A 17,967-nucleotide genomic window follows, 5' to 3' on the forward strand; every position below is an offset into this window, starting at 1 on the left:
GTAGCCCACACGCACTCCCTCAACAGGCTGCGCGGGTGCAGTGAATCAAGGCAGAATCGCGAAGGTGACCGACTCCCGCAACGCCGAGGACCGTGAAGCCGCCATCCCCCGCAACGGGGCCGCGCGAACGGCGAAGCTGGCCAGTATCCCGCTCGGCATAGCGGGGCGGGCGGTCGGCGGCTGGGGCAGGCGGCTGACCGGGCAAAGCGCCGAAGAGGTCAACGCGACTCTGTCCGCCAAGGCGGCAGAGCAGCTCTTCGAGGTCCTCGGCACGCTCAAGGGCGGCGCGATGAAGTTCGGCCAGGCGCTGAGCGTCTTCGAGGCCGCGGTGCCGGACGAGATGGCGAAGCCCTATCGCGAGGCCCTCACGAAGCTTCAGGCCGCCGCACCGCCCATGCCCAACCGGCAGACCCATCGGGTCCTCGCCGAGCAGCTGGGACGCACCTGGCAGCAGCGGTTCGCGGCCTTCGACGACGAGCCTGCCGCTTCCGCGAGCATCGGCCAGGTCCACCGCGCGACCTGGCACGACGGCCGCGAAGTCGCCGTCAAAGTGCAATATCCCGGAGCTGACGACGCCTTGCGGAGCGACCTCCGGCAGCTCCAGCGTTTCAGCAGGTTGTTCCAGGCGTTCGTGCCGGGGACCGAAGTGAAGCCGCTCCTGGCGGAACTCGCCGAGCGGATGAACGAAGAGCTCGACTACCAGGCCGAAGCACAGAACCAGCGTGCTTTCGTCAAAGCGTTCGAAGGCGTCCCCGGGTTCTTGATCCCCCGCGTGGTCGCCAGTGCGCCGAAGGTCGTCGTCACCGAGTGGGCCACCGGCACCCCGCTGTCGAAGATCATCGCCGGCGGCGACAAGGAGACACGAGACCGCGCCGGCCGCCTGCTCACCGAGTTCCACTATTCGTCGCCGGAACGGGCCCGGCTCCTGCATTCGGACCCGCATCCCGGCAACTTCATGCTGACCGCCGACGGCAGGCTGTGCGTCATCGACTTCGGCGGGGTGTCCCGACTACCCGAAGGGATCCCGCAGCACCTCGGCGAGATGACCAGGCTGGCGCTCGACGGTGAGTCCGCGAAGCTCATGCAGCTGCTCAGGGAATCCGGCTTCATCCGGGGCGACGCGGATCTCCGGGCCGACGATGTGCTCGCCTACCTGGCGCCGTTCACCGAGCCGCTGGCGGGCGACACGTTCCACTTCACCCGCCGTTGGATGCAGCGGCAGGCGGGCAGGGTCGGCGACACCCGCGGCCGGGATTTCCGGATCGGCCGCTCCCTCAACCTGCCGCCCGAGTACCTGATGATCCACCGGGTGACCGCCGGATCGACCGGCATCCTCTGTCAGCTCGACGCCGAGATCCCCGCCCGCGCGATCGTCGAACGGTGGCAGCCGGGCTTCGCGGCCTGAGAAGTTATCCACAGGGAACTTTGCGACTGAGCCGAAAACGGGGTTGCTCGGGCGAGTTGTCCACAAGTTCGCGGAAGTGGTTCCACCCGGTCGGCCCAGCGGCCATCCTCGATTCATGACCACTACACGAAGCGCCCGACTCATGGCGCTCAGTAACACCAGCGAATCCGGCATCGTCACCAGCCGCGAGCTGCGGAAGGCGGGCGTCACCGCGCGCTACGCCGCGAAGCTCTGCGGCCCGGGCGGACCGTGGCGAAGGCTGATGCCGGGCGTGATCCTGTTGCGCGACTCCGCGCCCACCCGGCTTCAGCTGCTGCAAGCCGCTGTCGCGCGGTTCGGGCCGGAGGTTGTGGTGACAGGTGCCGACGCGCTACGCGCACGAGGTGTCGGCTGCCCGCTGACACGGGAGGTCCATCTCCTTGTCCCCGACTATCGGCGCATGCCAGCGGAGCCCGGCATGCTGCCGCGAAGAACCACCCGGATGCCGCCGCCGACCATGATCGACGGCGTCCCGTTCGCCCCACCTGCCCGGGCGGCGCTCGATCTCGCCCGGCTGGAGCTCGATCCCACGCGAATCGACGAGCTGATCTCGCTGCCGCTGTATTGGGGGCTGTGCACGCTCGACGAACTCAGCGAGGAGCTCGATTCCGGTAACCGGCGAGGCTCGGCCGCGGTCCGCGCTGCTCTGCGACGCGTCGATCCCGAAGAGACGTACGCGCACGGGCTGGCGAAGAAGGTCCTCAGCGGCTGCCCGCTGCCCTCGCCTTCGTGGAACACGACACTCTGCGACAGGCGGGGACGCCCTATCGGCACCGCCGACGCCTGGTGGGACGACATCGGCATGGCGTGGCAATTCCGGACCCCGAAACAAGACGCCGCGAATTTCCACCCGCTGGCGCTGACCGCGACCGGGACCGTATTGGTCCGCTGCACGATCGACCAGCTGAAGAAGGTTCCGCTGGAAGTCGCGTCGGAGCTCGTCAGGGCGTTCGCCGAAGCGACGCGGACGCCGAGGCCGAAGGTCCGTACGATCGGCCGGATCGACGCCGCCTAAGGCTCACCAATACTCGTCCGGCAGCTTTCCTTCGATGTCGCGGGTGTGACGGCGAGCGCAGGCGGGGCACATCCAACGCACGACGTTCTTCTCGCGGGTGGAAACCCAGGCGAGTGTCTGTGCGGGCTCCTCGTCGCCACCGCGGATCCGGCCGCACAACGAGCAAGTGGACTGTTCGCTCACGATCGCCGTCCACAATGGATGGTCTTCGCCCCCTGAAGGAACAGGTCCGAGCGAGCGCCCAGGAAGGCCGGGTTCTCCGGATCCACCAGCGCGGCCGCGGTCTCGTGGTCGTCATCGCCGAGGCGATCGCCCGCGACCTCGTTCAGCCAGGTCACCCGCTCGATGACGAACTCGCGCAGCAGTTCCGGGCCGGGCGCCGGGTGGTGAATGAGCACCCCGAAGGAATCGACGTCGACGAGTCCGGCTCGCTGCAGCGCGATGTTCCAGCCGTAGGGCATGGAAACGGAGCCGGGAATTCCTGCCCGCATCTCGGCGAACCACTCGCCGCGTGCGGCTAGGAGCCTCTCCTCGAGCCCCGGGCGGCCGATGCCGAGATCCCAGGGGAGGCAGTTGAAGTCCAGGCCGCCCTCGGAGATGGCGACCAGCCCGCCGGGTCGGGCGAGCCGGGCGAGGGTGTCGATGGCCGCCTGCTGGTCGGGCAGGTGGTGGACCACTCGGGAAGCCCAGACGAGATCGGCGGCAGGGAGCTTGGCGGGCAATCCTTCGTCGGCCACGTCGGCGTGGATCGTCTCGACGACGGCCCTCTCCCCCGCGGCCGCGCTGACGACTCGGTGCGCTTCGGCGAGCAGATGCTCGGTCGCATCGACCAGCACGATCTTGGCGCCGGCAGCGGCGAGCTCCTCGGCGAAAAGCACGCTCATCCCGCCCGCGCCGCAGCCGACATCGAGGATGGTCGGCCCGTCCGGCATGCCCTCCAGCAGCCGTCGAGCCGCCGCTCGCATCGTCTCGGCATCGAGTGCCTCCGCCATGCGAAGCGAGCGAAGCCGATCAGACCAGTCGATGTCGTCATGTGTGTGTACGGCCATTCCCCCAGTGAACACCACGCCGAGCCGCACCACGTCCCAAAAGGGAGCGGGGGACCTTTGCTATCGCGGCGCGATAGCAAAGGTCCCCCGCTCCCCCTGAGTGGTCAGGCCTGAAAGCGCTCAGCTCGCCGGGTCGCCCAGCGGGCGACCTTGGTCCACCTGCGCGCGGCGCGTGGGCCGCTCCGAGCCCGCTGCGCGCGGACTCCCTCCTCGAGGTCTCGTATTCGGGCCCTGGACAGTTCTTCATAAAGCAACATTTCGCTGGTCTCCTCGACCTTGATCTCGTTCAATTCGGTCGGCGCGTGAGTTCCCGTCCGCGCCTCGTAATCCCTGGTGGTGATGAGTTCGACGGTCATGCCGCTGCGCTCCGCTCGACCTTGCGCGCGACGGGGCGAGCCTCGGCGGCGGGCTCGACGACCGCGTTCTTCCGGGGGCGGCCACGGGGCCGCTTCCGCGCGACGACAACGCCGCGCTCGAAGATTTCGCCACCCCAGACACCCCACGGCTCACGCCGCGAAAGGGCGCCCGCGAGGCAGGCGGAACGGACCGGGCAGTCCACGCAGAACGCCTTCGCCCGCTCGAGCTCTGCCGGCGATTCGGCGAACCACAGGTCCGCGTCGCCCGAACGGCAGGGAAGCATCGACTCGGGCGAGTCGATGGCGTCGAGCAGGTCGACGACGCCGGCGTCGGCGAAGGGCAGGGCCTCCCCCGGCGCGAAAGCTATGGCCGATGACATAGGTGCACTCCTCTGTGCCGTAACGGATTTCGTACTCACGGTGGAACTGGACAACGCTGAACCCCAATTAGGTTGTGCAGCCAACTTGTCTGTGCAGCAAAAAACACGAAGGCCGCGGATCCGGTAACCGGTTCCGCGGCCTTCGTGAGCCTCTGGTCCTGACTAGGTCAGGAACTTCGCTCCCGTTCGGACAACGGAACACGGAACTGCTTGATGACCGGCAGATCGACGCCACCGTTCACGTACGCCCCACCGAGGGCGGCAGCGTGCGTGAAGGTTTTGTCAGCGGCGATCCAGCTCAGGTCGAAACGCTGGGTGCCACGGGCGGCGAGGATGCTCGCGGGCACAAAGGTGCCCTGGCGCTGAGCCTGCGGGACTTCCGCGACGCAGGACAGACGGGTGCCAGGGTTCGCGAGCATCATGTTGATCGTCATTTCACCGGCACCACCTTTCTCTGTCGCGCGCGAACCGACCTGCGGTCTACGCTGTGTTGTAGATTTTCTTCCCCAGACCGGGCGCTTCCCGCCCGGTACCTGCAGGTTATTGCCCCCGGCCACACCAGGGCAACTTATTTTCCAGAAAATCCGTCGAAGTTGCGAAGATCGGCTCTGAGCAGCAGGTTCGCCGCGTGGATCAAGCCTGGAACGCGGTCAAGTCTCCACCGAGGCCCGCACGACGTCGAGAACCTCCGCCCCGAAGCGCTCAAGCTTCGTCGCACCGATCCCGGAGATGGCACACAACGCCGTGTCATCGGTAGGCCGCTGCTCGGCGATGGCGACGAGCGTCGCGTCCGTGAAAACGACGAAGGCCGGCACCTTGAGCTCCCGCGAGCGCTCCCCTCGCCAGGACTTCAGCTTCTCGAGCAGCTGCTCGTCCACGTTGGACGGGCAACGGGAGCACCGGCCGAGCTTGATGTCGAGTGTCTCCAGCAGCGGCCCGCCGCACACGCGGCACCGGGCCTTGCTACCGGACTGCTTCGGCTGCTGCGATCGGGCGACCCGCGCCGCCGGGTGGTCTTCGGGGATGAGGCCGTAGAGGAATCTGCTGCGTCGCCGATTACGGCGATTTCCCGGCGTCCTGGCCAAGGCCCACGACAACGAGAGATGCTCTCGGGCTCTTGTGACGCCGACATAGAAGAGGCGGCGCTCTTCCTCGATGGCCGCGTCGTCGCCGTCGGCGTGGAGGATCGGCATGGTTCCCTCGGCGAGCCCCACGAGGAACACGGCGTCCCATTCGAGACCTTTCGCCGCGTGAAGCGAGGCCAGGGTGATGCCCTCCACCGTCGGCGGATGCTGCGCTGTCGCCCGCTGTTCGAGCTCCGCCACGAAGCGAGGGAGAGCCGCATCTTCGACGGTGGAAGCCAGCTCCTCGGCCAACTCGACGATCGAAAGAAGCGCGTCCCACCGCTCTTTCGCCGCGCCTCCGGCAGGAGGCTGGTCGGTGAGCCCCACCTTCGCGAGAACCGAGCGCACGTGGGTCACCAGCTCGCCGGTGTAGGTGTCGGTCGACGCCATCCGCAGCGCGGACATGGCCTGCCGGACCTCGGCCCTGGCGAAGAACCGCTCGCCGCCGCGGACCAGGTACGGGATGCCCATCTCCGCCAGAGCCTGCTCGTAGGCTTCTGATTGGGCGTTGACGCGGTAAAGCACCGCGATCTCGCTGGCCGCCACTCCGCTGTCGAGCAGATCACGGATCCTGCGCGCGACAGCCGCGGCCTCAGCGGTCTCGTCGTCGTATTCGGCGAACCGCGGGACCGGCCCGGAAGGGCGCTGGCCGATCAGCTTCAACCTCGACCCCGCAGGGCGGCCGCGCGCGGCACCGATCACTTGATTGGCGAGAGCCACGACCTCCGGAGTCGACCGGTAGTCCCGCTCGAGCCTCACGACTGTCGCCTCGGGGAACCTCCGCGTGAACTCCAGGAGCGGCCGGGGAGAAGCACCACCGAACGAATAGATGGTCTGGTTGGCGTCGCCGACGACGGTCAAGTCGTCACGGCCGCCGAGCCAGGCGTCGAGCAGCCGCTGCTGCAGCGGGGTGACGTCCTGATACTCGTCGACGACGAAGCAGCGATAGCGCTCGCGGAACTCCTGGGCTACCACCGTGTGCTCCTCGAGGACGGCCGTGGTGTGCAGGAGCAGGTCGTCGAAGTCGAGCACCTGGGCGGCGTTCTTGACCTTCTCGTAGTTGCGGTAGACCTCCGCGACCTGCGATGCGGGCGCCGGTGTGTCCCGCTGCGTCCGTGCGGCTACCGCCGGATAGTCGTCCGGCGATACCAAAGAGGCCTTGCTCCACTCGATCTCACTGGCGAGGTCACGCAGTAGTTCCGTCTCGGTGCCGAGGCCAGCCTTGTTGGCGGCTTGGCTGATGTAGCGGAACTTGTTCTCGAGCAGCTCCCAGGGCCGGTCCCCGACAACCTGAGGCCAGAAATACCGCAACTGGCGACGGGCGGCGGCGTGGAACGTGAGCGTCTGGGCGGCGTCCACACCCAGCCCCCGAAGACGCGTGCGCATCTCACCTGCGGCGCGGGTCGTGAAGGTGACAGCGAGGACCTGACCAGCGGCGACGTGGCCGGAACGGACCAGGTGGGCGATGCGGTGTGTGATCGTCCGAGTCTTGCCGGTCCCTGCCCCCGCGAGGACACAGACCGGCCCCCTCGGCGCGCAGGCGGCGGCGCGTTGCTCGGGATCGAGCCCATCGAGCAGGCCTGGACGACTCTTCGGGGACGATGCGCTAACCACGTCCCGATCCTCGCAGAGGGCCCGACGGGATCGGCGCAGGGCACGCGGCCGTATCCTGGTCACATGGCGGGAAAGCAGGACAAGGAAGCAGCGAAGCTGGCCAAGAAGGAGAAGCGTGCCGCGAGCAAGGCTCGCCGCGGGCAGATCTTCGAGGCCTTCAAGATGCAGCGTAAGGAAGACAAGGCGCTCATCCCCTGGATGGTCGGATCGCTCCTGGTCATCACCGGTGTCGTGTTCGGCATCGGGTTCATCTTCGACGTCCACTGGGTCGTGCTGCCGCTGGGCATCCTGCTCGGCGCGCTCGCCGCTGTGATCATTTTCGGCAGGCGGGTCCAAAAGACCGTGTACTCGAAGGCCGACGGGCAGCCGGGCGCCGCGGCGTGGGCGCTCGAGAACATGCGCGGCCGCTGGAAGGTGACGCCGACCGTGGCGGCCACCACCCAGCTCGACGCCGTGCACCGAGTTCTCGGTGGTCCGGGTGTCGTGCTCGTCGCCGAGGGTGCGCCCCACCGCGTGAAGTCCCTGCTCGCGCAGGAGAAGAAGCGTGTGTCCCGCCTGATCGGTGAGACACCGATCTACAACGTGATCATCGGTAACGAAGACCAGCAGGTGCCGCTGAAGAAGCTGCAGAGCCACCTGATGAAGCTGCCGCGCAACCTCAAGCCCGCCCAGGTCGACGCGCTGGAAGCGAAGCTGGCCGCACTCGGCAACCGCGGTGCCGCCATGCCCAAGGGCCCGATGCCCGCCGGCGCGAAGATGCGCAACGTCCAGCGCACCATCCGTCGCCGCTGACGAAACGAGGATCAGGGGTCCTTTGCTACCGCCGCGTGCGGTAGCAAAGGACCCCTGATTCGTTTCCGGGCAAAACTGTCGGTGGGTGGTCGCATGATCACTGTGTGGACGGAACCTCGAGCGCCCGGCAGAGGGCGCTGGCAGCGATGTTCCCGGACGGCGTGGCCGCCCGGGCGAAACTTGTCGCCCTCGGGCACTCCCATTCCTCGATCTCGCGCCGTTGCCGCGAAGGCGGCCCGTGGCGCCGTCCGATACCCGGCGTCATCCTTCTGACCAGTGCCACGCCGACCAAGTACCAGCTCTTGAGGGTCGCACTGACTCACGCGGGCCCGGAGGCGATGCTCACCGGAGTGCAGGCCGCCAGATTGTACGGGGTCCGAAGACTCCCGCCAGAAAGACGGGCGCACACCCTGATCCCCCACCGGAGCAAGGTCGCCACCTGGGGATTCGCCGTCGTAGAACGAACGATCCACCTGCCGGAACCAGTGGAGATCGACGGACTGCCTGTCGCTCCTCTAGCCCGGGCTCTCATCGACGCCGCTCGACGTATGGACGAGCTCAGGTCGGTGCGGGCGATGATCCACGACGCGGTCCACCGCGGCCTCTGCACTTCAGAGGAACTTCGAGACGAGCTGGCTCAGGCCAGCACGATCGGCTCGGCGCTCCCTCGAATAGTCGTCAACGCCCTCCAGGACGGTGTCGACTCCGCCGTCGAGCAGTGGCTGGAGTCTGTGGTCGAGCGCAGCGACCTGCCCAAACCCATGCGGAAGGCAGAGCTACGGACTCCGGACGGAGTGGTTGTCGGGATCGCCGATGCCTGGTGGCCGCAGGTCGGCGTCGCGCTGCAAGTCCGCTACGACGAAGTCTCTCTCGAACCGGACAAGAGGTCCGAGATGCCGGCCCTGGTCGCTCCAGGCCTCATCGTCGTCCAGGCGAGCCCGGCACAGCTACGTGACGAGCCGCTGGTGGTGATCCAAGACCTGCGAGCAGCCCATCGCCGCGCCCGACAACGACCGCCTCCAGATCTCGGGAGCGTGCCTGCGACACCGGCCGCCTGACCGCTGCCGCTTCCTCCGGCGAGAGCAAAGGTCCCTTGCTCTCCACCTGTGGTCATCGCATGCGGATTACGACGGTTCCGGTCAGCCGGTCGAGCCAGCTTCGCCCGTCGATGTTGCGGATCGCGGCTGGAATGATCACAAAGGTCAGCGCCCCTCGCACTGCTGCACGCCACACACCGACCATTTGCGCGCCGTCGAACCTGGCGACGCGGATTCCGACCACTGCCATACCGGGGGTGAACCCGAAGAAGGCGGCGGGAATGACCGTGATCGCTGCCCAGACGCCGACCGACCAGAGGTTGAAGGTCTGCATGACGGCCGGATCCTGAAGGCTGGGAGTCACGAAGAGGGTGGTGACCAGCGAGGCGAGAACAAGGTCGATGAGCAGCCCAAGCAGGCGTGCACCGCCGCCCGCTACCGAACCGACACCCGACTGGGGCAAGCCGAGTCGCTCACCACGCCAACGCTGCGTACCCTCGCCACCGGCCGTCGTCTCATCGCCGGCTCCGGGTAGCCATTCTCCGGTCCATCTCGCCACCCATCCAGGGTATGCCGGTGGCGCCGACCACATTCGCCCTGGTCGACTACCCGATATCGCCGCCCCGTTAACACTGGCGAAACATACGGGTGACGGTCGGGCAACACCGCGCTCTTAGCGTGAGCCGAAGAGAGTACTGCCGCCGGCAACGAACGAGAAGGAGTCACCGAGGGTGCCCACTACTCCAGACGACATTCAGCGCCTAATCGCCGACGAGAACGTAGAGGTCGTCGACGTCAGGTTCTGCGACCTGCCCGGCGTTATGCAGCACTTCACCGTTCCGGCGAAGGCGTTCAACGAGGAAGCCTACGAAGAAGGCCTGGCCTTCGACGGCTCCTCGGTGCGTGGTTTCCAGTCGATCCACGAATCCGACATGCTGCTCCTCCCGGACCCCGAGACGGCTCGTATCGACCCGTTCCGCAAGGCGAAGACGCTCTCGCTGAACTTCTTCGTGCACGACCCGTTCACCCGCGAGGCGTACAGCCGCGACCCGCGCAACATCGCGCGCAAGGCCGAGCAGTACATCTCCGAGTACGGCGTAGCGGACAACGTGTTCTTCGGCCCCGAGGCCGAGTTCTACATCTTCGACTCGATCCGGTTCGACTCGGCCGAGCACGCCTCTTTCCACGAGATCGACTCCGTCGAGGGCTGGTGGAACACCGGTGCCGACGTGCCGGGCGGCAACCAGGGTTACAAGACGAAGTTCAAGGGCGGCTACTTCCCCGTCCCGCCGGTCGACCACTTCGCCGACCTGCGCGACGAGATCGTCCGTAACCTGCAGGGCTCCGGTTTCGAGATCGAGCGCGCGCACCACGAGGTGGGCACCGCCGGCCAGACCGAGATCAACTACAAGTTCAACACGCTGCTGCACGCTGCGGACGACCTGCAGCTGTTCAAGTACATCGTGAAGAACACCGTGTTCGCCGCCGGCAAGACCGCGACCTTCATGCCGAAGCCGCTCGCCGGCGACAACGGCTCGGGCATGCACTGCCACCAGTCGCTGTGGAAGGACGGCACGCCGCTGTTCCACGACGAGTCGGGATACGCGGGTCTGTCCGACACCGCCCGCCACTACATCGGTGGTCTGCTCAAGCACGCGCCGAGCCTGCTGGCCTTCACCAACCCGACCGTCAACTCGTACCACCGGCTCGTGCCGGGCTTCGAGGCCCCCGTCAGCCTGGTGTACTCGCAGCGGAACCGGTCGGCTTGTGTCCGTATCCCCATCACGGGCAACAACCCGAAGGCCAAGCGCGCCGAGTTCCGGTGCCCGGACTCGTCCGGCAACCCGTACCTCGCTTTCTCGGCGATGATGATGGCCGGTCTCGACGGCATCAAGAACAAGATCGAACCGCCGGAGCCCATCGACAAGGACCTCTACGAGCTTCCGCCGGAGGAGGCCCAGAACGTCAAACTCGTCCCGGGCGACCTTGGCGCGGTTCTCGACACGCTGGAAGCCGACCACGACTACCTGCTCGAGGGCGGCGTGTTCACTCCCGATGTGATCGAAACGTGGATCTCCTACAAGCGTGAGAACGAGATCGACCCGCTGCGGCTGCGTCCGCACCCGTACGAGTTCTCGCTGTACTACGACGTGTGATCGTGCGGTAGGAACACCAAGAGCACGCCGGTGGTGAGGTGCGGAAGCGCCCTCACCACCGGCGTTTCTTATGGACCAGGTAGTACGGCTACTCCGAAGTGGAGAGAACCTTCAGGTCGACGCCCGCTCGCTCGATGCGGCCACGCGGGTCGTCCACCAGTTTGCGTCGCTCGAGATCCATCAACCCCAGCGTGCACGTGATCTCCGCCGAGAGGGTGCCGTCGATCTTGTAGATGTTCGAGTCCATGTGGAAGGTCTTGCCGGTGCCGAACTTGGCATCGCAGGTCACGTCGACGACATCGCCTGCCCGAAGCTCGCGTCGGAAGACGATGTGGGATTCGAGCAGCACGAAAGCAAGATTCGCCTCACGCATACCCGCGTTGAGGCCGCCTGCGAGTTCCATCAGCTCAAGTCTGGAGACCTCGCCGTACGAGTGGTACACGGCATGGTTGAGATGGCCGAGGGTGTCCAGCTCGTAATGACGCACCTTGATCCGGGTGCGAAAGGGCTCGCGCACAGTCACCAGTCCACTGTAAGGGCCACCCATCGTCCGCGACGCCGAGTGTGAGCAAGGGACCTTTGCTGCCGTCCCCCCAACCCGGGCAAGCGACAGCAAAGGTCCCTTGCTCCCTAACCACAGGTCAGAGCGGTCAGCCTTGGTAGAAAAGGGTCTCCACGACCGCATGGGCACGTCGCGTCGTCCGCCGGTAGGCATCGAGGAACTCGCCTGGATCGTCATCGGCCGAGTAGCCGAGCACTCGTGCGACCGCGGCGAGATCGCGACCGGAGCTGGGGATTTCGTCGACCGCCTTACCGCGGACCAGCATCCCGGCGTTACGGACACGCGTCGCCAGCAACCAGGCCTCGGTCAGGGACTCGATCTCGGCGGGCTCGGCGAGCCCCGCCTCTGCCGCGGCCTTCAGGGCCTCGATCGTCGACGTGGTCCGAAGCCCTTCGACTTCGTGTCCATGACGCAGCTGCATGAGCTGCACCGTCCATTCCACGTCAGCGAGCCCTCCACGGCCGAGTTTCGTGTGCCGGGTCGGGTCGGCGCCCCTGGGCATCCGTTCCGTTTCCACGCGCGCCTTGATCCGCCTGATCTCCCGCACGCGGACCGAGTCGAGGCCTGCCGGCGGGTAGCGGATGGGGTCGATCATCTCGATGAACCGCGCGCCGAGGTCGTCGTCACCGGCGATGAACCGAGCCCGGAGCAGCGCCTGCGATTCCCAGACCTCGGCCCACCGCCCGTAGTAGCTGCGGTAGGACTCGAGGGTTCGCACCAACGGGCCGCTCCGCCCCTCCGGACGGAGATCGGCGTCGACGATCAGTGCCGGGTCGGCGCTGGGGGCACCGAGGATCTTGCGGACCGTCTCGGCGACGGAGGAAGCGAACTTCGCTGCTTCGGAGTCCGACACGCCCTCTGCGGGCTCGCACACGAAGAGAACGTCCGCGTCCGATCCGTAGCCGAGTTCGGCCCCGCCCAACCGTCCCATTCCGATGACGGCGATCTTCGCGGGGGTCTGGCCGAGCTCGGCCTGGCGCTGGCGAAAAGCAGCAGCCAGGGCACCTTGAAGCACGGCGACCCACACACTGGACAGCGCCTCGCAGACGGCTGGGACATCGAGCAGCCCCAACAAATCCGCCGACGCGATCCGGAGCATCTCGTGCCGACGCAACGATCTCGCGGCCGCGACAGCGGCATTCAAGCCCGGCTGACGCCGCACGGCAGCTCGCAGTGAAGTGGCTACCTCCGCCGGAGTACGGCCGGCCAGCCGCGCTGGATCGCCGAGCAACTGCAGTACTTCCGGCGCTCTGGCCAGCAGGTCGGGCACCAGACGTGATGTGCCGAGCAGGAATGCGAGCCGCTCGACGACGGCACCCTCGTCCCGAAGAACCCTGAGGTACCAGGGCGTTTCTTCGAGTGCTTCCGAGACCTTCCGATAGGACAGGAGGCCACGGTCAGGGTCTGGAGTGTCGGCGAGAAGGTCCAACAAGACCGGCAGCAGAGCTTGCTGGATGGCCGCCCGGCGGGACATTCCCGCAGTCAGTGCCTTGATGTGCTGCAGGGCCCCATCCGGCGCGGCGTAGCCGAGGGCGGCAAGGCGGCTCTCCGCCTGTTTTGTGGTCAGCCGCAGTGCTTCGGTCGGCACGTTCGCGACCGATTGCAACAGGGGCCGATAGAAGAGTTTCTCGTGAAGACGCCGGATGCTCTGCAGGTGGCGGCGGAACTCCGCCACCAACACGTCCCCTTCACCTCTACCCCGGGCCGGGCGCACACCGCTCGCTCTCGCGACCGTTCGCAGCTCGCTGACGTCCGAAGTGGCAGGGAACAAGTGCGTACGCCGTAGTCGGCGAAGCTGGAGCCGGTGCTCGATGGTCCGGAGGAACTCGTAGGACGAAGCGAGCTCCGCGGCGTCCTTCCGGCCAACGTATCCGCCGTCCCCCAAGGCAGCGAGTGCGTCCATCGTGGACGGGGAACGCAGCTCAGCGTCGATCCGGCCGTGGACCAGTTGCAGCAACTGCACGGCGAACTCGACGTCGCGAAGGCCACCGCGCCCCAGCTTGAGCTCCCGTTCAGCGTGCGCGGACGGCACATGGCCTTCGACGCGGCGCCGCATCTTCTGCACCTCGGGAACGAAATTCTCCCGATCGGCCGCTGCCCACACCTTCGGTGCGACCATCTCCGCGTACTGACGCCCGAGCTCGGCATCGCCTGCGACCGGCCGCGCTTTGAGCAAGGCCTGAAACTCCCAGGTCTTGGCCCACTTCTGATAGTAGGCGGCATGGCCGTCGAGGGTTCGGACCAAGGCGCCCGCCTTGCCCTCCGGTCGCAACGCCGCATCGACCTCGAAACATGCCTTGCCGACCACACGCATCATCGTGCTGGCCAGCCGCGTAGATACCGAAAGATCTCCATCTCCGACGAAGATGACATCCACGTCGCTTACATAGTTCAGCTCTCGACCGCCGCATTTGCCCATCGCGATCACGGCCAGGTGGCCTTCGGCAGCGGCACTCACCTCGGCCTCCGCGACCAGCAGCCCGACGATCAGCGCGGCTTCGGCCAGCGTCGTGAGCTGGGCCCCGATCTCGGCATAGGGTGGCGGGCGGAGGCCGGGTTCGACGAGATGCCCGAGGTCGGCCGCAGCTATTCCGAGCAGCAGTTCGCGGTAGCCGATGCGAAGAGCTTGCTCCGACTCGAGCCCTGTGAGCAGCTCTCCGTCTGGTCGCAAGTGGTCGAGAAGACTGCTCACGTACTGATCCGGGGCAATGTTCTTCTCACCCTGGAGGGTTTTCCAGCAGTCGGTGTTCGCGACCAGGAAGTCCGCGAGCGCGCTCGAAGTGCCCAGAACACCGAGCAACCGGCCGCGGAAGGTTCGGTTTGTGCGGAGCGCCTGGTCGAGCTCATGCCAGGTACCGGGGTCGGCTTCCCTGATCCGGTCCAGCCCGCTCAGCGCGAGATCGGGATCCGCTGCACGGGAAAGTGCCGACATCACGGCGGCGGCGGAGCCGTCCGGGCCGGACTCGGTCCACCAACCGGCAGCACGCAGCTGCCCGTCGGCACGGGGGTCGGTGAAGCCGTATCTCGCCACGGAAGCGGTCGGCCTGGCGCGCTCAACCATCGGCTTCCACCGTAGTCGCCCTGCCGCCCGAGACCAGACGGACGCGCAAGGGAGCAAGGGACCTTTGCTGCCGCGTCGAGGCGGTAGCAAAGGTCCCTTGCTCTCCTAGGCGGCGATCCTGCCGACTTCCTGTTCAGGAACGGTCGGGGCGGGGGTGGCGAAGCTGCCCGCGTTGACGGGGCTTCGCCGTGAAAGGAGATAGATCCCGATACCGATCGCCAGGCCCGCGACACCAACGGCGATCGTGCCCACCGTGCCCGTCGACGTCACGAGGCCGGCCGCGGCACCGACGATGGCAGCGGCGGGAAGTGTGAACAGCCAGGCGGTCACCATGCGGCCGGCTGTGCGCCAGCGAACCGGTGATTCGTTCCTGCCCACCCCGGAACCGACGATGCCGCCGGAGCAGACGTGGGTCGTCGAAAGCGGAAAGCCGAAATTCGTCGAGGCGAGAATGACCGCCGCCGAGCTGGTCTGCGCGGCGAAGCCCTGCGGGCCATCGATGTCCGTCAGGCCTTTACCCAGCGTGAAGGTGATTCGCCAGCCACCCAGGTACGTGCCGAGCGCGAGCGCCAGCGCCGCGCTGACGATCACCCAAAGCGGCGGCCCGGCCCCGGCGGGGAGGGTTCCGGCGGTGATCATCGTCAGCGTGATGACGCCCATCGTCTTCTGCGCGTCGTTCGTGCCGTGGGCGAGCGAGACCAGCGAGGCCGAAATGATCTGGCCGACCCGGAAGCCAGCCGTACGGCCCCGGCGAACGAAGATCCGGTAGACGAAGTACGTCACGATCATCGCGACGAGGCCGGCCAAAACCGGCGAGAGTGCCGCTGGGACCAGCACCTTCTCGATGATCTTTCCGAAATGGACTGAGTCCGTCCCGGCCGATACCCACGTGGCACCGATCAGCCCGCCGAAGAGCGCGTGGGACGAGCTGGACGGCAGTCCGACGAACCACGTGATCAGGTTCCACACGATCGCCCCGACCAGGCCGCCGAACACGATCGCCGGTCCGATCTTGGAGTCGTCGACGAGTCCATTGGAGATGGTCTTGGCTACCTCGACCGACAGGAACGCTCCGACCAGGTTCAGGACCGCGGAGATCGTCACCGCGACCTTGGGACGCAACGCCCCGGTGGCGATCGACGTTGCCATCGAGTTGGCCGTGTCGTGGAACCCGTTCGTGAAATCGAAAATTAGGGCCGTGACGACGACGAGCACGACCAAGACTGAGGGCTCCACCCCGACCTCCGAACCCTTCGAAATTCCCTTCGCAAGGTACCTGACGGCAAGACCCGAGTGTTAATAACCCATACGTATTTGAGACATAAGTCGTTAAGCCATCGGCAATGTACGTTGACGGTCCGCAGCCGGGACGAGGTCGCCGGACACCAGACGGACGAAGCGATGGGCGAACGGCTGCCAGGTTTCGGTGATGTCGGCATGCACCCGAGCGAGGTTTTCCGGGGTCAGTGCGTCCGGCCGGGTGAGTTCTGCCATTTCCGGCGACTGCCGCGCCCAGTCGAGGACCACATCCGGCGTCGTCTCGATATGGAACTGGACACCGTAGGCACAACGGTCGAATCGGAAGGCCTGGTAGGCGTACCGCGGCGAAGAGGCGAGGAGCTCGGCGCCTGCGGGCAGCCGGGTGATCACGTCGTTGTGAAACTGCAGGACGTCCTGCATGAGCGGTAAGTCCGCGAAGAGCGGGTCGGTCCAGGCAGCGTCCTTCTTGGACACAAGGCCGGGGCCGACCTCAGGCCCTTGATCACCTGTGGCGACGCTGCCGCCCAACGCCACCGCCAGGAGCTGACCACCGAGGCAAATCGCGAGCGTCGGGATGCGCGCACCCGCGGCCTTCGAAAGAAGCTTCCGTACGTCCGCCAGCCACGGATGATCGCCATCATCGTTGGCGCCCATCCCACCGCCGAGGCATACGACGCCCGCATACCCAGCAAGATCGGAGGGGATCGCCTGATCGGGCAGCAACCGGATGTCGAGTTCAGCTCCCGCCTCGGTGAGCCAGTCACCGAGGGGGCCGATCGGGTCTGATGCATCCGGCTGGATGACGAGCAACTTGGGAACGGTCACGTCTCCAGCCTACGACCGCCGGGAGAGCAGGGGACCTTTGCTACCACTCGAGGCGGCGGTAGCAAAGGTCCCCTGCTTATTTGGTCAGCAGGCGCAGCGGGGAGTGGACGTCGAGGTGATAGCGAGTATCGAGGCGTCCCGGTCGACGGGATAGCCGGACGCTTGCCAGGCGGTGATGCCGCCGGACAGGCGCTTGACCTTGAAGCCGAGTTCCGCGAGCCTCAGTGCTCCCTTGGTCGCGGCGTTGCAGTGGATGCTTTCGCAGTAGCAGACGTAGACGAGTTCACGGTCCAGCCCGCGGACCGACTCGGGCGTCATCTTCCGGTACGGGAGGTTGATCGCGCCTGGGATGCGAGCCGACGCGAAGGCTTCAGGAGCTCGGGTCTCGACGACCACGTACCCCTGCCGAGCACCAGAGGTGAGGTCTCGGGCCAGATCATCCGGGTCGACTTCGAGAGCGAGCTCGGCACGCAGGAGCGCGGCCGCGGACGCGCTGGCCAAGGCCGGAAACATGAGTACGCGGGGTTCGGTCGTCATGTCTCAATCCTGCTGACCAGTGATCATCCACGACATCGGAAGATCCAGGTGTTGCCGACGGCTAGCCTGGAGTTTCCTGGTGGGCACGACGATCAACCTGGAGTTCTGTGAACCTCGACGATCTAGACTGGCAGCTACTCGAACTGCTCCAGTCCGACGGCCGGTTGACCTTCTCGGAACTCGGTCGGCGAGTGTCGCTGTCCGCGCCCGCGGTGACCGAGCGGGTTCGTCGGCTCGAGGAGAAGGGGATCATCACCGGATACTCGGCCAACGTCGACGTGGCGAAGCTCGGGTTACCGATCGAGGCGATGGTCCGGGCGAAGGTGCGGAGTTTGGACACGGCGCGCTTCCGCGAAACCATCCTCCCGCTTCCCCAGATCCTCGACGCCGATCACGTCACGGGTGACGAGTGTTGGCTGGTGCGAGTCGCCTGCCGGAACACTGCGGAGTTGGAGGCACTCGTAGAGCGGATGCAGCGCTATGGGGAGACGACGACTTCGCTGGTCTTCTCGTCGCCTGTGCGCCGGCGCGCGGTTGGCCGGCCCAGCTGCTGACGACGCCGCGGGGAGCAAGGGACCTTTGCTACCACTTGGCGAGGGCGGACATGAAAAGGGTCCAGGCCCCGGGAGAACTCGTGGTTCTCGACCGGGGCCTGGACCCTTTATCAATGTTAGTCCGGCGGTGTCCTACTCTCCCACAACCCTTCGGTTGCAGTACCATCGGCGCTGTCAGGCTTAGCTTCCGGGTTCGGAATG

18 protein-coding genes and 1 rRNA gene are annotated in these 17,967 nt (G+C 66.6%); 6 read left to right on the forward strand and 13 right to left on the reverse strand.

Features of this window, described 5'->3' with window-relative positions; translation table 11 throughout:
• Nucleotides 1–64 precede the first annotated feature (64 nt).
• Both AC069H_RS33760 and AC069H_RS33765 read left to right on the forward strand, forming a co-directional pair.
• Complete coding sequence (locus AC069H_RS33760; protein WP_478226688.1) at nt 65–1,405, forward strand: ABC1 kinase family protein; 1,341 nt, start codon at nt 65–67, stop codon at nt 1,403–1,405.
• A gap of 142 nt (nt 1,406–1,547) precedes the next feature.
• A complete protein-coding gene (locus AC069H_RS33765) occupies nt 1,548–2,459 on the forward strand; it encodes a hypothetical protein (RefSeq protein ID WP_478226905.1) in 912 nt (303 codons plus the stop codon).
• Between the two features lie 3 nt (nt 2,460–2,462).
• Here AC069H_RS33765 and AC069H_RS33770 read toward each other — a convergent pair whose 3' ends face one another.
• The 6 genes from AC069H_RS33770 to AC069H_RS33795 all read right to left on the reverse strand — a co-directional run bounded on the left by AC069H_RS33770 (nt 2,463) and on the right by AC069H_RS33795 (nt 6,982).
• Complete coding sequence (locus tag AC069H_RS33770; RefSeq protein ID WP_478226904.1) at nt 2,463–2,645, reverse strand: hypothetical protein; 183 nt, start codon at nt 2,643–2,645, stop codon at nt 2,463–2,465.
• Nucleotides 2,639–3,508, reverse strand: a complete 870-nt coding sequence (locus AC069H_RS33775; protein ID WP_478235027.1) for a class I SAM-dependent methyltransferase — start codon at nt 3,506–3,508, stop codon at nt 2,639–2,641. Before AC069H_RS33775 ends, AC069H_RS33770 begins: the two co-directional genes overlap by 7 nt.
• Nucleotides 3,509–3,612: 104 nt before the next feature.
• A complete protein-coding gene (locus AC069H_RS33780; protein WP_126737722.1) occupies nt 3,613–3,864 on the reverse strand; it encodes a hypothetical protein in 252 nt (83 codons plus the stop codon).
• The gene (locus AC069H_RS33785) at nt 3,861–4,244 is read right to left on the reverse strand and encodes a WhiB family transcriptional regulator (RefSeq protein WP_478226686.1); all 384 of its coding nucleotides are present in this window, start codon (nt 4,242–4,244) and stop codon (nt 3,861–3,863) included. The genes AC069H_RS33780 and AC069H_RS33785 overlap by 4 nt, the downstream gene beginning before the upstream one ends.
• 167 nt (nt 4,245–4,411) lie before the next feature.
• Entirely contained in the window at nt 4,412–4,678 is a 267-nt protein-coding gene (locus AC069H_RS33790; RefSeq protein WP_478235028.1) for a hypothetical protein, read from the reverse strand.
• Nucleotides 4,679–4,894: 216 nt separating this feature from the next.
• The gene (locus AC069H_RS33795) at nt 4,895–6,982 is read right to left on the reverse strand and encodes an ATP-dependent DNA helicase UvrD2 (protein WP_478235029.1); all 2,088 of its coding nucleotides are present in this window, start codon (nt 6,980–6,982) and stop codon (nt 4,895–4,897) included.
• A gap of 63 nt (nt 6,983–7,045) precedes the next feature.
• Between AC069H_RS33795 and AC069H_RS33800 the strand changes: the two genes are divergently transcribed.
• The gene (locus AC069H_RS33800) at nt 7,046–7,774 is read left to right on the forward strand and encodes a DUF4191 domain-containing protein (protein WP_340684310.1); all 729 of its coding nucleotides are present in this window, start codon (nt 7,046–7,048) and stop codon (nt 7,772–7,774) included.
• Nucleotides 7,775–8,322: 548 nt separating this feature from the next.
• Complete coding sequence (locus tag AC069H_RS33805) at nt 8,323–8,832, forward strand: hypothetical protein (protein ID WP_478235030.1); 510 nt, start codon at nt 8,323–8,325, stop codon at nt 8,830–8,832.
• A gap of 52 nt (nt 8,833–8,884) precedes the next feature.
• On the opposite strand, the gene AC069H_RS33810 is transcribed toward AC069H_RS33805, so the two are convergent.
• Nucleotides 8,885–9,370, reverse strand: a complete 486-nt coding sequence (locus tag AC069H_RS33810) for an RDD family protein (protein ID WP_478235031.1) — start codon at nt 9,368–9,370, stop codon at nt 8,885–8,887.
• Nucleotides 9,371–9,542: 172 nt separating this feature from the next.
• On the opposite strand from AC069H_RS33810, the gene glnA reads away from it, so the two are divergent.
• A complete protein-coding gene (gene glnA, locus AC069H_RS33815) occupies nt 9,543–10,967 on the forward strand; it encodes a type I glutamate--ammonia ligase (RefSeq protein ID WP_007033879.1) in 1,425 nt (474 codons plus the stop codon).
• Between the two features lie 88 nt (nt 10,968–11,055).
• Here glnA and AC069H_RS33820 read toward each other — a convergent pair whose 3' ends face one another.
• The 5 genes from AC069H_RS33820 to AC069H_RS33840 all read right to left on the reverse strand — a co-directional run bounded on the left by AC069H_RS33820 (nt 11,056) and on the right by AC069H_RS33840 (nt 17,212).
• Entirely contained in the window at nt 11,056–11,490 is a 435-nt protein-coding gene (locus AC069H_RS33820; RefSeq protein WP_478235032.1) for an acyl-CoA thioesterase, read from the reverse strand.
• Between the two features lie 127 nt (nt 11,491–11,617).
• Nucleotides 11,618–14,590 carry a bifunctional [glutamine synthetase] adenylyltransferase/[glutamine synthetase]-adenylyl-L-tyrosine phosphorylase gene (locus tag AC069H_RS33825; RefSeq protein WP_478235033.1) on the reverse strand — a complete coding sequence of 991 codons (2,973 nt, stop codon included), beginning with the start codon at nt 14,588–14,590 and terminating at the stop codon, nt 11,618–11,620.
• 105 nt (nt 14,591–14,695) lie between these two features.
• Nucleotides 14,696–15,826, reverse strand: coding sequence for an inorganic phosphate transporter (locus AC069H_RS33830; RefSeq protein ID WP_340684301.1), 1,131 nt, complete (start codon nt 15,824–15,826; stop codon nt 14,696–14,698).
• Between the two features lie 93 nt (nt 15,827–15,919).
• Nucleotides 15,920–16,675 (reverse strand): type 1 glutamine amidotransferase, encoded by a 756-nt coding sequence (locus tag AC069H_RS33835; RefSeq protein ID WP_478235034.1) that lies wholly within the window; start codon nt 16,673–16,675, stop codon nt 15,920–15,922.
• An 84-nt stretch (nt 16,676–16,759) separates the two neighbouring features.
• Entirely contained in the window at nt 16,760–17,212 is a 453-nt protein-coding gene (locus tag AC069H_RS33840) for a rhodanese-like domain-containing protein (protein WP_478235035.1), read from the reverse strand.
• Between the two features lie 107 nt (nt 17,213–17,319).
• On the opposite strand from AC069H_RS33840, the gene AC069H_RS33845 reads away from it, so the two are divergent.
• Nucleotides 17,320–17,766, forward strand: coding sequence for an Lrp/AsnC family transcriptional regulator (locus AC069H_RS33845; RefSeq protein WP_478226677.1), 447 nt, complete (start codon nt 17,320–17,322; stop codon nt 17,764–17,766).
• 119 nt (nt 17,767–17,885) lie between these two features.
• Here the strand turns inward: AC069H_RS33845 and rrf are convergent.
• A 5S ribosomal RNA gene (rrf, locus tag AC069H_RS33850) occupies nt 17,886–17,967 on the reverse strand; the annotation flags it as partial.

The sequence above is a fragment of the Amycolatopsis sp. NPDC043887 genome (assembly GCF_056435665.1).

Bases quoted from the DNA above. Each gene is read 5' to 3' on its own strand.
- AC069H_RS33840 (WP_478235035.1), bottom strand. From the start codon at position 17,212: ATGACGACCGAACCCCGCGTACTCATGTTTCCGGCCTTGGCCAGCGCG.
- AC069H_RS33765 (WP_478226905.1), top strand. From the start codon at position 1,548: ATGGCGCTCAGTAACACCAGCGAATCCGGCATCGTCACCAGCCGCGAG.
- AC069H_RS33805 (WP_478235030.1), top strand. From the start codon at position 8,323: ATGGACGAGCTCAGGTCGGTGCGGGCGATGATCCACGACGCGGTCCAC.
- AC069H_RS33790 (WP_478235028.1), bottom strand. From the start codon at position 4,678: ATGACGATCAACATGATGCTCGCGAACCCTGGCACCCGTCTGTCCTGC.
- AC069H_RS33825 (WP_478235033.1), bottom strand. From the start codon at position 14,590: ATGGTTGAGCGCGCCAGGCCGACCGCTTCCGTGGCGAGATACGGCTTC.
- AC069H_RS33775 (WP_478235027.1), bottom strand. From the start codon at position 3,508: ATGGCCGTACACACACATGACGACATCGACTGGTCTGATCGGCTTCGC.
- AC069H_RS33785 (WP_478226686.1), bottom strand. From the start codon at position 4,244: ATGTCATCGGCCATAGCTTTCGCGCCGGGGGAGGCCCTGCCCTTCGCC.
- AC069H_RS33800 (WP_340684310.1), top strand. From the start codon at position 7,046: ATGGCGGGAAAGCAGGACAAGGAAGCAGCGAAGCTGGCCAAGAAGGAG.
- AC069H_RS33780 (WP_126737722.1), bottom strand. From the start codon at position 3,864: ATGACCGTCGAACTCATCACCACCAGGGATTACGAGGCGCGGACGGGA.